The organism is Leucobacter denitrificans (assembly GCF_014396385.1).
GTDB classification, from domain to species: domain Bacteria; phylum Actinomycetota; class Actinomycetes; order Actinomycetales; family Microbacteriaceae; genus Leucobacter; species Leucobacter denitrificans.
In genome coordinates, this window is record NZ_CP060716.1 from 2,162,775 (window position 1) to 2,177,145 (window position 14,371).

Annotated in this window: 12 protein-coding genes and 2 rRNA genes; 11 read left to right on the forward strand and 3 right to left on the reverse strand. The window is 59.5% G+C overall.

All coding sequences use genetic code 11. The annotated features are described in order from the left end of the window. Positions 1–78 precede the first annotated feature (78 nt). Together H9L06_RS10415 and rrf are read left to right on the forward strand one after the other, a co-directional pair. A 23S ribosomal RNA gene (locus H9L06_RS10415) occupies positions 79–3,189 on the forward strand. A 142-nt stretch (positions 3,190–3,331) separates the two neighbouring features. Further along, positions 3,332–3,448 (forward strand): 5S ribosomal RNA (gene rrf / locus H9L06_RS10420). A 397-nt stretch (positions 3,449–3,845) separates the two neighbouring features. On the opposite strand, the gene H9L06_RS10425 is transcribed toward rrf, so the two are convergent. Both H9L06_RS10425 and H9L06_RS10430 read right to left on the reverse strand, forming a co-directional pair. Then, positions 3,846–4,175 carry a hypothetical protein gene (locus H9L06_RS10425; RefSeq protein ID WP_187555102.1) on the reverse strand — a complete coding sequence of 110 codons (330 nt, stop codon included), beginning with the start codon at positions 4,173–4,175 and terminating at the stop codon, positions 3,846–3,848. A gap of 54 nt (positions 4,176–4,229) precedes the next feature. Next, positions 4,230–4,388, reverse strand: coding sequence for a hypothetical protein (locus tag H9L06_RS10430; RefSeq protein ID WP_187555103.1), 159 nt, complete (start codon positions 4,386–4,388; stop codon positions 4,230–4,232). A gap of 96 nt (positions 4,389–4,484) precedes the next feature. On the opposite strand from H9L06_RS10430, the gene H9L06_RS10435 reads away from it, so the two are divergent. Beyond that, entirely contained in the window at positions 4,485–5,300 is an 816-nt protein-coding gene (locus tag H9L06_RS10435; protein ID WP_246454381.1) for a tetratricopeptide repeat protein, read from the forward strand. A 4-nt stretch (positions 5,301–5,304) separates the two neighbouring features. Continuing rightward, on the forward strand, positions 5,305–6,342 hold the full coding sequence (locus tag H9L06_RS10440; protein WP_187555104.1) for an HAD-IIA family hydrolase: 1,038 nt from the start codon (positions 5,305–5,307) through the stop codon (positions 6,340–6,342). Between the two features lie 10 nt (positions 6,343–6,352). On the opposite strand, the gene H9L06_RS10445 is transcribed toward H9L06_RS10440, so the two are convergent. Then, complete coding sequence (locus tag H9L06_RS10445; RefSeq protein WP_187555105.1) at positions 6,353–7,609, reverse strand: Nramp family divalent metal transporter; 1,257 nt, start codon at positions 7,607–7,609, stop codon at positions 6,353–6,355. 103 nt (positions 7,610–7,712) lie between these two features. Here H9L06_RS10445 and H9L06_RS10450 point away from each other — a divergent pair, with 103 nt between their 5' ends. The 7 genes from H9L06_RS10450 to pyrG are packed head-to-tail and all read left to right on the forward strand — an operon-like array spanning position 7,713 to position 14,369. Further along, positions 7,713–7,898, forward strand: coding sequence for a hypothetical protein (locus tag H9L06_RS10450; RefSeq protein ID WP_187555106.1), 186 nt, complete (start codon positions 7,713–7,715; stop codon positions 7,896–7,898). 7 nt (positions 7,899–7,905) lie between these two features. Next, a complete protein-coding gene (locus H9L06_RS10455) occupies positions 7,906–8,766 on the forward strand; it encodes a TlyA family RNA methyltransferase (RefSeq protein WP_246454382.1) in 861 nt (286 codons plus the stop codon). Then, positions 8,763–9,683 carry an NAD kinase gene (locus tag H9L06_RS10460; RefSeq protein WP_187555108.1) on the forward strand — a complete coding sequence of 307 codons (921 nt, stop codon included), beginning with the start codon at positions 8,763–8,765 and terminating at the stop codon, positions 9,681–9,683. Before H9L06_RS10455 ends, H9L06_RS10460 begins: the two co-directional genes overlap by 4 nt. Beyond that, positions 9,680–9,958, forward strand: coding sequence for an AAA family ATPase (locus H9L06_RS11995; protein WP_343069245.1), 279 nt, complete (start codon positions 9,680–9,682; stop codon positions 9,956–9,958). The genes H9L06_RS10460 and H9L06_RS11995 overlap by 4 nt, the downstream gene beginning before the upstream one ends. Then, a complete protein-coding gene (locus tag H9L06_RS10465) occupies positions 9,955–11,364 on the forward strand; it encodes a DNA repair protein RecN (protein ID WP_343069246.1) in 1,410 nt (469 codons plus the stop codon). The genes H9L06_RS11995 and H9L06_RS10465 overlap by 4 nt, the downstream gene beginning before the upstream one ends. A 42-nt stretch (positions 11,365–11,406) precedes the next feature. Continuing rightward, positions 11,407–12,654 carry an AI-2E family transporter gene (locus H9L06_RS10470; protein ID WP_187555109.1) on the forward strand — a complete coding sequence of 416 codons (1,248 nt, stop codon included), beginning with the start codon at positions 11,407–11,409 and terminating at the stop codon, positions 12,652–12,654. A 20-nt stretch (positions 12,655–12,674) separates the two neighbouring features. Beyond that, positions 12,675–14,369 carry a CTP synthase gene (gene pyrG / locus H9L06_RS10475; RefSeq protein ID WP_187555110.1) on the forward strand — a complete coding sequence of 565 codons (1,695 nt, stop codon included), beginning with the start codon at positions 12,675–12,677 and terminating at the stop codon, positions 14,367–14,369. The last annotated feature ends 2 nt before the right edge of the window (positions 14,370–14,371 follow it).

The window sequence follows — 14,371 nt, forward strand, 5'->3', positions numbered from 1 at the left end:
TTGTGTGTGTCTCATTGGTTTCATGCATCAACCCTTTCGGGGGTGGGTGTGTGTTTCTGTAATTATTTACTTATGTGATTTCAAGTTTCGAAGAGCAAACGGTGGATGCCTAGGCATCTGGAGCCGAAGAAGGACGTAGTAATCTGCGATAAGCCTCGGGGAGCCGATAAACGGGCTGTGATTCGAGGATTTCCGAATGGGGAAACCCCGCTAGGCGGCTTGCTGACCTAGTGACTCCCGCCTGAATATATAGGGCGGGTAGAGGGAACGTGGGGAAGTGAAACATCTCAGTACCCACAGGAAGAGAAAACAACATGTGATTCCGGGAGTAGTGGCGAGCGAAACTGGATGAGGCTAAACCGGTGGTGTGTGATACCTGGCAGGGGTTGCATCATCGGGGTTGTGGGATCTTTCTGGCTGCGCTGCCATGCAGCCGACGTGAGTGTCAAGGTATAGCGGAACAGCTTGGAACGGCTGGCCGGAGTGGGTGAGAGCCCCGTATGCGAAATGCCTTGGCCGCGTGAAAGATATCCCAAGTAGCACGGGGCCCGAGAAATCCCGTGTGAATCTGTCAGGACCACCTGATAAGCCTAAATACTCCCAGATGACCGATAGCGGACTAGTACCGTGAGGGAAAGGTGAAAAGTACCCCGGGAGGGGAGTGAAATAGTACCTGAAACCGTTTGCTTACAATCCGTCGGAGCACCCTTGTAGGTGTGACGGCGTGCCTTTTGAAGAATGAGCCTGCGAGTTAGCGATATGTGGCGAGGTTAACCCGTGTGGGGTAGCCGTAGCGAAAGCGAGTCTGAATAGGGCGAATATAGTCGCATGTCCTAGACCCGAAGCGAAGTGATCTATCCATGGCCAGGCTGAAGCGTGTGTAAGAGCGCGTGGAGGGCCGAACCCACTTAGGTTGAAAACTGAGGGGATGAGCTGTGGATAGGGGTGAAAGGCCAATCAAACTTCGTGATAGCTGGTTCTCTCCGAAATGCATTTAGGTGCAGCGTTGCGTGTTTCTTGCCGGAGGTAGAGCTACTGGATGGCCGATGGGCCCTACAAGGTTACTGACGTCAGCTAAACTCCGAATGCCGGTAAGTGAGAGCGCAGCAGTGAGACTGTGGGGGATAAGCTTCATAGTCGAGAGGGAAACAACCCAGATCACCAACTAAGGTCCCAAAGCGCGTGCTAAGTGGAAAAGGATGTGGAGTTGCTGTGACAACCAGGAGGTTGGCTTAGAAGCAGCCACCCTTGAAAGAGTGCGTAATAGCTCACTGGTCAAGTGATTCCGCGCCGACAATGTAACGGGGCTCAAGCACGCCACCGAAGTTGTGGCATTCATATATGTGGTAGGCCTTCGTGGTCCAGCCGTATGGATGGGTAGGAGAGCGTCGTGTGGCGAGTGAAGCGGCGGTGTGAACCAGTCGTGGATGCCACACGAGTGAGAATGCAGGCATGAGTAGCGAAAGACGGGTGAGAAACCCGTCCTCCGGAAGACCAAGGGTTCCAGGGTCAAGCTAATCTTCCCTGGGTAAGTCGGGACCTAAGGCGAGGCCGACAGGCGTAGTCGATGGACAACGGGTTGATATTCCCGTACCGGCTGGTAACCGTTCAAGACCTAACGAGTAGTGCTAAGCAAACCAATATTCTGCGGATCCTTCGGGTGATGTGGGGTGGCGGCTGCGAACCCGAACTCGGGTGGTGAGCGTGAGGTGTGACGCAGGAAGGTAGCCTGTGCCGGGCGATGGTTGTCCCGGTGTAAGTATGTAGCCCGTCAGTTATGAATAGTTTCTGGCTTTGGGTGAGATACGATGCGGACCCGTATGGGGAAGCAGGTGATCCTATGCTGCCGAGAAAAGCATCGACGTGAGGTTGCTAGTTGCCCGTACCCCAAACCGACACAGGTGGTCAGGTAGAGAATACTCAGGAGATCGAGATAATTATGGTGAAGGAACTCGGCAAAATGCCCCCGTAACTTCGGGAGAAGGGGGGCCATCCACTTATACCAACTTGCTTGGGAAAGGGTGTGGTGGCCGCAGAGACCAGTGGGGAACGACTGTTTACTAAAAACACAGGTCCGTGCTAACACGCAAGTGGACGTATACGGACTGACGCCTGCCCGGTGCTGGAAGGTTAAGAGGAGCGGTTAGTGGTCTTCGGACTGCGAAGCTGTGAATTTAAGCCCCAGTAAACGGCGGTGGTAACTATAACCATCCTAAGGTAGCGAAATTCCTTGTCGGGTAAGTTCCGACCTGCACGAATGGCGTAACGATTCCCCAGCTGTCTCCACCATAAACTCGGCGAAATTGCAGTACGAGTAAAGATGCTCGTTACGCGCAGAAGGACGGAAAGACCCCGTGACCTTTACTACAGCTTGGTATTGGTGTTCGGTGTGGCTTGTGTAGGATAGGTGGGAGACTGTGAAGCTGGCACGCTAGTGTTGGTGGAGTCGTTGTTGAAATACCACTCTGGTCATATTGGATATCTAACGACGAACCCTGATCGGGTTTTCGGACAGTGCCTGGTGGGTAGTTTAACTGGGGCGGTTGCCTCCCAAAATGTAACGGAGGCGCCCAAAGGTTCCCTCAACCTGGTTGGTAATCAGGTGGCGAGTGTAAGTGCACAAGGGAGCTTGACTGTGAGACTGACAGGTCGAGCAGGGACGAAAGTCGGGACTAGTGATCCGGCAGTGGCTTGTGGAAGCGCTGTCGCTCAACGGATAAAAGGTACCTCGGGGATAACAGGCTGATCTTGCCCAAGAGTCCATATCGACGGCATGGTTTGGCACCTCGATGTCGGCTCGTCGCATCCTGGGGCTGGAGTCGGTCCCAAGGGTTGGGCTGTTCGCCCATTAAAGCGGTACGCGAGCTGGGTTTAGAACGTCGTGAGACAGTTCGGTCCCTATCCTCTGCGCGCGTTGGAGATTTGAGAGGATCTGACCCTAGTACGAGAGGACCGGGTTGGACGGACCTCTGGTGTGCCAGTTGTTCTGCCAAGGGCATGGCTGGTTGGCTACGTTCGGGATGGATAACCGCTGAAAGCATCTAAGCGGGAAGCCGGCCTCGAGATGAGATCTCCGTACACCTTTAGGGTGTGTGAGGCTCCCAGTAGATTACTGGGTTGATAGGCCAGATGTGGAAGCGCTGTAAGGTGTGGAGCTGACTGGTACTAATAAGCCGATGACTTGACTTCATCCCAAATAGTGTTTTGGGGCATGAGTTTGTAAGTGTAACGATGTTCGCGTCTACTTTGTGGTTCTTGACGTACGGCCACACCCCCTGGGTTTGAGTGACTTAGGCCTGTGGTTGGTGGGGTGTGTATATGTCAATAGAGTTTCGGTGGTTATAGCGTCAGGGAAACGCCCGGTCACATTCCGAACCCGGAAGCTAAGGCTGACTGCGCCGATGGTACTGCGAGGGGGACCTCGTGGGAGAGTAGGACACCGCCGAACAACCTTTACAAAGAAGGGGTTGTTTAGATGAGTTGACCATGATGGTCTTCACATCTAAACAACCCCTTCTTTCATTTGTAGACTTTTCAGTAGTACCGTCTCGCAAGAGACACACAATCACACAGGGAGCACCGCAATGAACGACCGCCACGATCGACCCGATAACACCGGGCGACCCCGGCGCTCCCACAACAACGGCTCGCGTCCGGAACGATCAGGTGAGCGTCGCCCATATCAGGGCGATCGTAATCGTGACGATCGTGGTGGTTACCAGGGCGGCCGAAGTCGCGACGATCGCGGTGGTTACCAGGGCGGCCGAAGTCGCGACGAACGCGGTGGCTACCAGGGCGGCCGAAGTCGCGACGAACGCGGTGGCTACCAGGGCGGCCGTAGCCAGTCAGGTGAGCGTCGCCCGTATCAGGGCGATCGTAATCGTGACGATCGTGGTGGTGAGCGCAAGCAATTCCGCAATGATCGCGACGATCGCGGTGGCTACCGAGGTGATCGAACCCGCGACGGTGAACGCAAGCCCTATCGGGGCAACCGTGACGACCGGGGAAGTTATCGCGGAGATCGTGATCGCAATGACGATCGCAAGCCGTACCGTGGCGACAGGAACGAAGGTCGTACCGGGTACCAGGGCGACCGCAATCGCGACGGCGAACGGAAGCCCTACCGCAACGATCGTGATGGCGAACGTCGCTCGTACCAGGGGGATCGCGCTCAATCAGGTGAGCGTCGCCCATACCGTGGTGACAGGAACGAATCTGGGGATCGCAGATCATTCAACAGCGACCGTGGCGAGCGTCGCTATGACCGCAACGACCGTGGTGAGCGCAGCAACGACCGCAATGAACGTCGCAACGACCGCAACGAACGTGGCGAGCGCCGTTATGACCGTAGCGATCGTACTGATCGCGGTGGGTATCGCAATGAACAAGACTCACGGGGCCGCGGTGGTACGCGAGGCGGCGGCCGAAGCGACCGCGGCGGTCAGGCTCGCGAGTACACCGAAGAGGAACGTCTGCGCCATTCATTGCGACCGGTTCGCAGCGAGCACGAAGATCCGATCGTTGCCGACCACATTCAGGCGAGCGACCTGCACCCGTCAGCCCGTAACGAACTAAAGACGCTCGATGCTGAGGTGCAGGAACGTGTAGCCCGCCATCTTGCGATGGTGGCGCTCCTTATGGATGAGGATCCAGAGCTTGCGCATCAGCATGCGATCTCTGCGAGCCGACGTGCCGGTCGCATTCCTGTGACACGTGAGACACTTGCTCTCACTGCATACCGTACCGGCGATTTTGCCCTCGCCATCCGCGAGCTGCGCACCTATAGGCGACTCAGCGGGCGCGACACAAACATCGCAATAATGGTCGATTCTGAGCGTGGGCTCGGGCGGCCAGAGAGAGCGATTGAGACCGGACTCGAGGTAGACCGCTCAAAGCTCGATACGAGAGACCGTGTGCACCTCGCAATTGCGATGTCGGGGGCACGCCTCGACCTCGGGCAAACGCAGCAGGCACTCTTTGAACTCGAGATTCCAGAGCTCAACCCCAACAAGGCGTTTGAGTGGAGCCCCGAACTGTTCGGCGCCTACGGGGCTGTGCTCGAAGACCTTGGGCGCAACGATGAGGCCGCGAAGTGGTTCGAGCGCGCAGACCGTGCAGCAGCTGCTCTCGAAGACCACTTCGGAGGGCTTGATGAGCTTGAGGTGATCGAGATTCGTGAGCACGATTATCTAGCAGAGGACGAGCTGGCAGAAGGCGCCCAAGCTGAGGCTGAACAAGCCGAGGAGGACCAAGCTAAAGATGGCGCGCAAGCAGAAGACAAAGAGGACAAAGAGGAATAGTTGAATGGGTCTGTTCAGTTCGCGTGGAAAGTTTGATCCCGCACCAGTAGACGGTCGCGACCTGCTGCTTGCTGATCTCGACGGAGTCATCTACCGCGGAACACGCGAGCTCCCAGGAGCGGTCGACGCATTGAATACGGCGGCCCAAAACTCGAAGCTCGGGTACCTCACCAACAACGCCTCACGAACCGATGTAGCGGTAGCTGAGCACCTCAGCGAACTGGGACTCAACGCTGCACCCGAAGACGTCGTGACTTCACCGCAGGCCGCCATAGCACTTCTGCGCGAACTTATTCCTGCAGGCTCGCGCGTGCTGGTGGTCGGCGGCGAAGGGGTCACAGCAGAACTCACCAAGGCCGGCTTCGAGTGGACACGCAGTGCTGAGGACAATCCTGACGCGGTTCTCCAAGGCTTCGCTCAAGACGTCGGGTGGGAAGACCTCGCAGAGGCTTCGTACGCGCTGCAGGAGGAGCCTGGGCGCGATCCACTGCCATGGGTGGCAACCAACACAGACTGGACAATACCGCGCGCGCGGGGAATCGCGCCGGGTAACGGGACTCTGGTTTCGGCGGTGCACACGGCGGTGCAGAGGCTGCCGGTGTTCGCAGGCAAACCCGAGACGCCGATTTATGAGTCTGCGTTTGAGCGGTTCGGCACTCGTAACGCGCTGATGATCGGCGACCGACTCGACACCGACATCAAGGGTGCGGTCGCGGTTGGTATACCGTCATTGCTGGTGCTCACTGGGGTGGATCGGCCGAAGCAGCTGCTCTCGGCCTCAAAAGACATGCGGCCCGACTACATCGTCGCCACACTCCGCGACATGCTTGAGCCGTACCGGGCGGCGGAGACGCTTCGTGACGGGACTGTGCGCGTGGGGTCTGCGAAGGTGCGCATGGACGAGCACGTGGTGCGAGTGATGGCTGAGGGTGATGATCCACTGAATCTCTTGCGCGCCGGGTGCGAAGCTATCTGGGCGTCAGGGCGTGCGATTTACGCGCTCAAGGTACCCGAGATTCTGCTTGAGGATCACTGGCGGTAGCGAGTTGCCATTACAGGCCGAGTGCCATAGACAGTAACAGCCAGAGATTTAGCCCAATAATCAGCGCAACGACGACGAGCGCTGTGAGTCGCAAGGGGAGCTTGTTTGCGAACTCGCCCATGAGCCCACGCCTACTCGTGAGCTTGATGAGCGGTATGAGCGCAAACGGTATGCCGAACGAGAGCACCACCTGACTCACGACGAGTGCCCAGGTCGGATCAACGCCGATGCCGAGGAGTATGAGCGCGGGCAGGAGCGTCACCATGCGCCTCGCGAGCAGAGGCACCCGAATAGTCAACAGACCGGCCATAATCTCGGAGCCCGCATAGGCGCCGACCGACGTCGAGGCAAGGCCCGATACAAGCAATCCGATTGCGAAAATTACCCCAACGGCGGGACCTAAGTGTTCGCTGATCGCTGCTGCGGCGCCCTCGATTGTGTCAGTGCCTTCGACGCCGGGGAGCGAAGCAGCTGCGAGTAACAGCATCGAGATGTTCACGCCACCCGCGACGATAAGCGCGAGGATCACATCGAGCTTGGTTGCTCGGAGGAGCATACGGACACGCATCGCCCCCGATTCACCCGGCCCGTGGTCTCGACCGTGCCTGTCGCGTGCGAGGGACGAGTGGAGATAGATGGCGTGTGGCATGACAGTCGCGCCGAGCATGCTTGCGGCGAGCAGCACCGATTGGCTGTCTGCGAAGCGGGGAGCGAGGCCAGCGAACATGGCGGCCGGGTCGAGGTCACTCACGAACAGGCCACCCACGAATCCGAAAGTAATAATGAGCAGCATTGCCATGATGACCGCTTCGAATGCGCGCTGCTGCCTGCCCTGCAGCGCGAGGATGAGCAGCGAGAAGGCGCCGACGATGACGCCACCCGCGAGAAGCGGGATACCAAACAAGATGTACAGCGCAAGCGCGCCACCAATGACCTCTGCGAGATCTGTGGCGGCGGCCACCAGTTCAGCCTGGATCCAATACAGTCGCCGTGAGGCAGGCTTGAGACGAGCGCCGAGCAACTCGGGGAGGCTCTTGCCAGTGACCAGCCCGAGCTTTGCCGAGAGGTACTGCACAATGACCGCCATCGCGTTCGCTGCCACGAGCACCCAGAGCAAGAGGTATCCGTAGGTCGCGCCGGCCGAAAGGTTCGCCGCGACATTGCCCGGATCTACATACGCGATAGCCGCCACAAATGCTGGACCGAGCAGGCGCAAGAGGCCTCTCTCGGGCGCTGGTTTCGTGGCGGGCTTAGTGGCAGTGGTCATGGTGTTTCTATAATAGTCCGATCTGCAGAATATAAAAGTTCGTCATGCCGAACATCTGTGGAAAACTGGTTCGCAGATCAGGGTTTGCGGCTAGTCTTGAGGTATGGAGAGCGCAACACCAAGTCAGCCCGAAGACGGTGAAGTGCTGCCAGAGGAAGGCAGTGACGGGCTGCTCGACCGTCTCGAACTCATCGAGTCTCAGCCGCTCGAGCATCGCGCGGCAGGCTTTGAGCAACTGCATGACGCACTCCTTGCTGAGCTGCAGCGTAGCGACCACGATGGTGCATGACTCGGTAGTGCCTGAAGCAGCGAGGGCTGAGCGGCGTTGGGCAGGGGTGCCGACACGAGCAGATCGCGCGCTTGCCGAAGTCGGACTCGCGCGCTCTCGTAGCCATGCGTCTGAGCTCATCGCGTCGTCCCGGGTGCAGGTCGACGGAGTCGTCGTGACGAAAGCCGGAGTGAAGGTACACGAGGGTGCTCTGCTTGAGGTGACAGGTGGCGACGACTACGTGAGTCGAGGCGCACACAAGCTTGTCGCTGCACTCGACAGTTTCAATATCAACCCAGCGGGCCGTCTCGCGCTCGACCTCGGTGCCTCTACTGGCGGATTTACGCAGGTCTTGCTCGAGCGAAATGCCCGCAAAGTGCTCGCGGTAGACGTGGGGCACGACCAACTTGCCGATCAGATCCGGGCCGACTCACGGGTTCGCGTGGTTGAGGGCTGCAACGCCAGAAATCTCGATAGTGAAGAGCTTTCGCGTCTCACCGATGTGAACGAGGCGCCGAGCCTCGTCGTGGCAGACCTTTCGTTCATCTCGCTCACCCTCGTGCTTCCCGCGATCTCGAGGTGTGCGTCGACAGACGCAGATCTCGCACTGCTCATCAAACCGCAGTTCGAGGTGGGTCGTGTGCGCGGTGGCGTCGTGACCGATCCGGCGCAGTGGCGGGAGGCGATCCACAAAGTGCTTGACGCGGCGAGCCAGTGCGGCCTCGAACCATGGGGCCTCGCGCTCTCACCAATCGCGGGGAGCGAGGGGAACCGAGAGTTTCTTGTGCACTTCGTGCGCGGTGAGACAGCAGATCCGAGAGAATGGGAAGAGCGCGTGCGTGAACTGTGTGCGCGAGCCGCTGCAAAAGGAGAGGGGAGCCCCGTATGACCCACGATGCGTCGAAGCGACACATGCTCATCGTTTCCCACACCTACCGGCCCGAGGCTATCGTGGCGACCAACGAGGTCGTGACTGCGCTCCTTGACGCAGGCGTGGTTCCGGTGTTCTGTGAAGAGGACTACACGGATTTCTCGACACACGTCGATATGACGCGGGCAGCGGTGCTCGGCACAGACGTGCCGCTCAGTGACGTCGAGGTTGCGTTCGTGCTCGGTGGTGACGGCACAATCCTGCGAGCCGCAGAGGTACTTCGTGGATCGGCGTGCCCCATCATGGGCGTGAACCTTGGGCACGTGGGCTTTCTTGCCGAAATGGAAAGCCTTGACCTCGGTTTCACCGTTGAACAGGTGCTCGCTGGCAACTACACGGTCGACGAGCGGCTCGCGCTCGAGGTGCTCGCGGAGCACGACGGCCAGATTATCGCCGACACGTGGGCGCTCAACGAAGCCTCGGTCGAAAAGGGTCGACGAATGCTCGAGGTGTCGGTGGGCATCGACGATCACCCAATCTCAATTTTCGCCTGCGATGGAGTCGTGCTTTCGACGCCCACAGGCTCTACCGCTTACGGCTTCTCCGCCGGCGGACCAATTGTGTGGCCGTCAGTGCAAGCGCTTCTCGTAGTGCCGATTGCGGCCCACGCGCTCTTCAACCGACCCCTCGTTGCGGGCCCAGATTCCGAGCTGACGGTGCAAATTCTTCCCGAGAACATTGGGCCCGCGGTGCTCTGGTGCGACGGCCGGCGAAGAACTGAGTTGCCTGCCGGGTCGAAGGTGACAGTGCGGCGCTCACATGAACCTGTGCGGATCGCGCGGCTCGACGACGCCCCGTTCTCTGAGCGGCTCGTGCGCAAGTTCAACCTTCCGGTATCCGGGTGGAGGGGCGACCGCGGGAAAGGGGTCGCATGATCGACGAACTGCGTATCTCTGACCTCGGAGTGATCGCCGACACCACCCTGCCGTTGGGCCCTGGGTTCACCGCGATCACCGGCGAAACGGGAGCCGGAAAGACCATGGTGGTCACCGCACTTGGACTGCTCATGGGTGAACGCAGCGATGCGAGCGGCGTGCGAATCGGCGCGAACCAGGCTCGGGTGAGCGGCATTATTCGCACCGACGACCCAGAAGTTCGAGACCTCGTCGAGGAACTCGGGGAGACGTCGAAGAGGGCGAGCTCGTCATGAGTCGCACGGTCAACGCCGAGGGGCGAAGCCGCGCTGTTGTAGGTGGTGCCGGTACGCCGGTTGGCGCGCTCGGGCGCATTTCGTCGCTGCTGTTCGCGGTGCACGGTCAGTCGGATCAACTCCGCCTTCGGTCGGGTGCAGAGCAACGAGACACCCTCGACCGGTTCGGTGGTGAGACGCTCGCAGATGCGCTCGCCGCGTACCGATCCACACACACTGAACGCAAAGAGGCCGAAAGTCAGCTTGCGCGACTCACCGAATCGCGCGAGTCACGCGCCGCCGAGGTCGTGAAGCTGCGTAGTGAGCTTGAAGAAATCGCAGCGGTGGATCCACAGCCTCGCGAAGAGGAAGAACTCTCGCGCCGCGTGGAGGTGCTTGCGAACGTCGAGGCACTTCGCGCCGCTGCGATGAACGCGAGTGAGGCGCTGGCGAGTGAATCTGACGACCCGATGCAGCGAGACGCGAGCGGGCTCGTCAACGAGGCGGCACACGAGGTTGAGCGGGTGGCAACACTTGATTCGCGCCTGGGCGAGTCGCTCGAGTCGCTCCGCTCGATCAGCTTTCAGCTCGCAGACGTCGCGAAAGATCTCGCAGCGTATGCGAGCGACCTCGATGAAGAGGGGCCGGGCGAGCTTGAACGCGCGAACGAACGGCTCGCTTCGCTAAACACCCTCTTCAGGCATTACGGTACCTCAAGCGAAGAGGTGCTCGCGCATGGCGAGCGCGCATCGAACAGGCTCATCGAACTCGACAGCGAAGAGGACGTGTTGGGTGGACTCGATGAGCGGGTTTTGGAACTGCGCGAGCGCGAATCTCAGCTCGCAACTCAGCTCTCTGAGCTTCGGAAGGAAGCAGCAGAAGCGCTCGGCACTGCAGTGACGCGGGAGCTTCGCGAGCTTGCACTGCCCGACGCGCGGTTTGTAGCCTCGGTGAACGCGCTTGAAACGCTGGGCGGGCACGGCGGCGACGAAGTGCAGTTTTTGCTCGCTCCGCACCCAGGTTCCGAGCCTCGACCGATTGCGAAGAGCGCATCGGGGGGCGAACTCTCGCGGGTCATGCTCGCGCTCGAGGTGGTGCTCGCGGGTGCGGATCCGGTGCCAACGTTCGTCTTTGACGAGGTTGATTCGGGCGTCGGTGGCGCCGCGGCTATCGAGATTGGGCGCAGACTTGCGCAGCTCGCGAAAACCTCACAGGTCATCGTAGTGACGCACCTCGCTCAGGTCGCTGCGTTTGCAACGAACCACCTACGAGTTGTGAAGGATTCGAGCGGTGGGTTTACCGAGAGCAGCTGTCAGCGTCTTGAGGGAGACGCGCGGCTCGCGGAGATGGCGCGGCTGCTCTCAGGGCTCGATACCTCTGAGAGCGCACTCGACCACGCCGCAGAACTTTTGCAGCTTCGGGTGTGATTCCCCGCTCGCAGTGTCGCAGGCTGCTGCTACGCTCACTCCATGTCGTTGTTTAAGCGTAAACGAGGCCGTGCTCAGGCAGACGCCGAGGCTTCTCTGGCGAGCACTGAGCGCGACGAGCATCCACTCGTGATGCATGCTGACACGACTCAGATGGATACCGAGCTACGCGCGATGTATCGTGACGCGCGCGAGGCGGCTCAAGATTATGAGGACGAGTCTCGCAAGCGGGCTCGCAGAGACTTCAATATCCAGCACCCGTTCGCGCTTGGGTTTACGATCACTCTCGGGGTGCTCGTCGCCCTGGTGTTTGGCGGAATGGTCGAACAGCTGAGTTCGATCCTCATGTATGTGATTGCCGCGCTGTTCATAGCACTCGGGCTCGACCCGCTTGTGCGCTGGCTTGAATCGCACGGAATTAAGCGGCCGCTTGGCATCGCGATCGTATTCCTCAGCTTCATACTTTTGCTTTCCGGCATCCTCGCTGTTGTGATTCCGATGATCGCGAATCAGATTGCACTGCTTGTGCAGAATGCTCCCTCGCTCGTCAACGATGTGTATAACCAAGATTGGTACAAAGATCTCAACTCTCGCTTCGGAAACTACATAGACTTCAACGCACTGCTCGAAACTGGGCGAGATTTCATTGGAAAGCCAGCGAACTGGGCCTCGCTGGCGGGCGGTGTGTGGCAAGCAGGCATTGGTATAGCGAACGGCCTCACCGCGACGCTTATCGTGCTCATCCTCTCGTTGTACTTTCTCGCCTCGCTGCGGTCGATCAAGCGCGGGTTTTACTCGGTCGTGCCTCGCTCGGGCCGCGCGAAGGTTATCGATATCACTGAGCAGGTGACGAAGTCGATCGGTGGGTACATCAGCGGCATGGCGACACTCGCGCTCATTAACTCGGTGCTTGGCTTCGTAATGATGACGATTATTGAGGTGCCGTTTGCTGGACTCGTCGCGGTTGGCGTGTTTTTGCTTGCGCTGATTCCACTCATCGGGTCGGTGCTGGCAACGGTATTGGTAACAGGGATCGCGCTGTTCAATTCTCCGGTCACCGCGCTTATCGCAGTGCTCTACTACCTCGTCTACATGCAAATAGAGTCGTATGTTCTTACCCCGCGCATCATGAACCGGGTGGTTTCGGTCCCCGGTTCGCTTGTGGTGATCGGAGCCCTGGCTGGTGGCACGCTGCTCGGTCTACTCGGGGCACTCATCGCGATTCCGGTGACGGCAACAATTCTCATGATCGTGAAGCAAGTGTGGATTCCGCGTCAGGAACAGCGGTGACAGTGATAGGATTGAAGCCCGTGGGAACAAACGCGGATCAGAGTAAGACAACCAAGCACATATTCGTCACCGGTGGGGTTGTTTCCTCACTCGGCAAGGGACTAACCGCCGCGAGTCTCGGTAATTTGCTTACCGCGCGCGGCCTTCACGTGGTCATGCAGAAGCTCGACCCGTACCTGAACGTCGACCCCGGAACCATGAACCCGTTCGAGCACGGTGAGGTCTTTGTCACCGACGACGGGGCCGAGACCGACCTCGACATCGGTCACTACGAACGCTTCCTCGGCATTAATCTTTCACAGGCTGCGAACGTCACGACCGGGCAGATCTACTCTGAGGTGATTCAGAAGGAGCGTCGCGGAGACTACCTCGGTGCGACCGTTCAGGTCATTCCGCACATCACCAACGAGATCAAGCGACGCATGCGTTTGCAGGCCGAGCAAGATCCGCAGCCCGACGTCATCATCACTGAGATCGGCGGCACGGTTGGCGATATCGAGTCGCAGCCATTCCTCGAGTCGGCCCGCCAGGTGCGTCACGAACTCGGTCGTAAGAACGTCATCTTCGTACACGTTTCGCTCGTGCCATACATGGGTGCATCAGGGGAGCAGAAGACGAAGCCGACGCAGCACTCGGTTGCAGCACTGCGCTCGATCGGTATTCAACCTGACGCGCTGGTGCTGCGCTCAGACCGACCGGTGACTGGCGATAACCTGCGCAAGATCGCACTCATGTGCGACGTTGACGAAGACGCGGTTGTGAACGCGATCGATGTGAAGAGCATCTACGATCTGCCGCAACTTCTTAACACGCAGGGCCTCGATCAGACTATCGTTGATCACCTTGAGCTTGGCGCCGTCGCGAACGACGTCGACTGGTCGCGCTGGCGCCCTGTACTCGACGCCGTGCACAACCCGAAGGGTGAGGTCACCATAGGCCTCGTCGGCAAGTACATTGATTTGCCCGACGCATACCTCTCGGTCACCGAGGCGCTGCGCGCGGGCGGCTTCGCTCACGCGACGAAGGTCAATATTGAGTGGATCGCGTCGGACACATGCGAGAGCCCTGAGGGCGCACGCGAGCAGCTGTCACACCTCGACGCGATCTGTGTTCCCGGAGGCTTCGGCATTCGTGGCATTGAGGGCAAGCTTGGCGCACTGCGCTTCGCTCGCGAGAACGGCTTGCCGACACTCGGTCTCTGCCTGGGCTTGCAGTGCATGGTCATCGAATACGCCCGCAACGTAGTGGGTCTCGAGGGCGCATCGTCCACTGAGTTTGATCCAGACACTCCCGTGCCCGTGATCGCGACGATGGCGGAGCAGGTAGATATCATCGACGGCGGTGACCTCGGAGGCACCATGCGTCTCGGTCTGTACGAAGCGAAACTCGCTGAAGGGTCGATCGCGGCAGAGCTGTACGGATCCACCACGGCGAGCGAACGCCACCGTCACCGCTACGAAGTAAACAACGCCTACCGCGACGAGATTGCGGCCTCGGGCCTCTCGTTCTCGGGGCTGAGCCCAGACGGCGGGTTGGTCGAATACGTCGAACTGCCCCGCACTGCGCACCCGTACTACATCGCCACGCAGGCACACCCCGAGTTGAAGTCGCGCCCAGGAAAGCCTCACCCGCTGTTCGCCGGCCTTGCGGCGGCCGCGATTCAGCGTCGCGATGCGGCCCACCTCTTTGATGTTGAGGAAGAGTCGGGAGAGTAGCG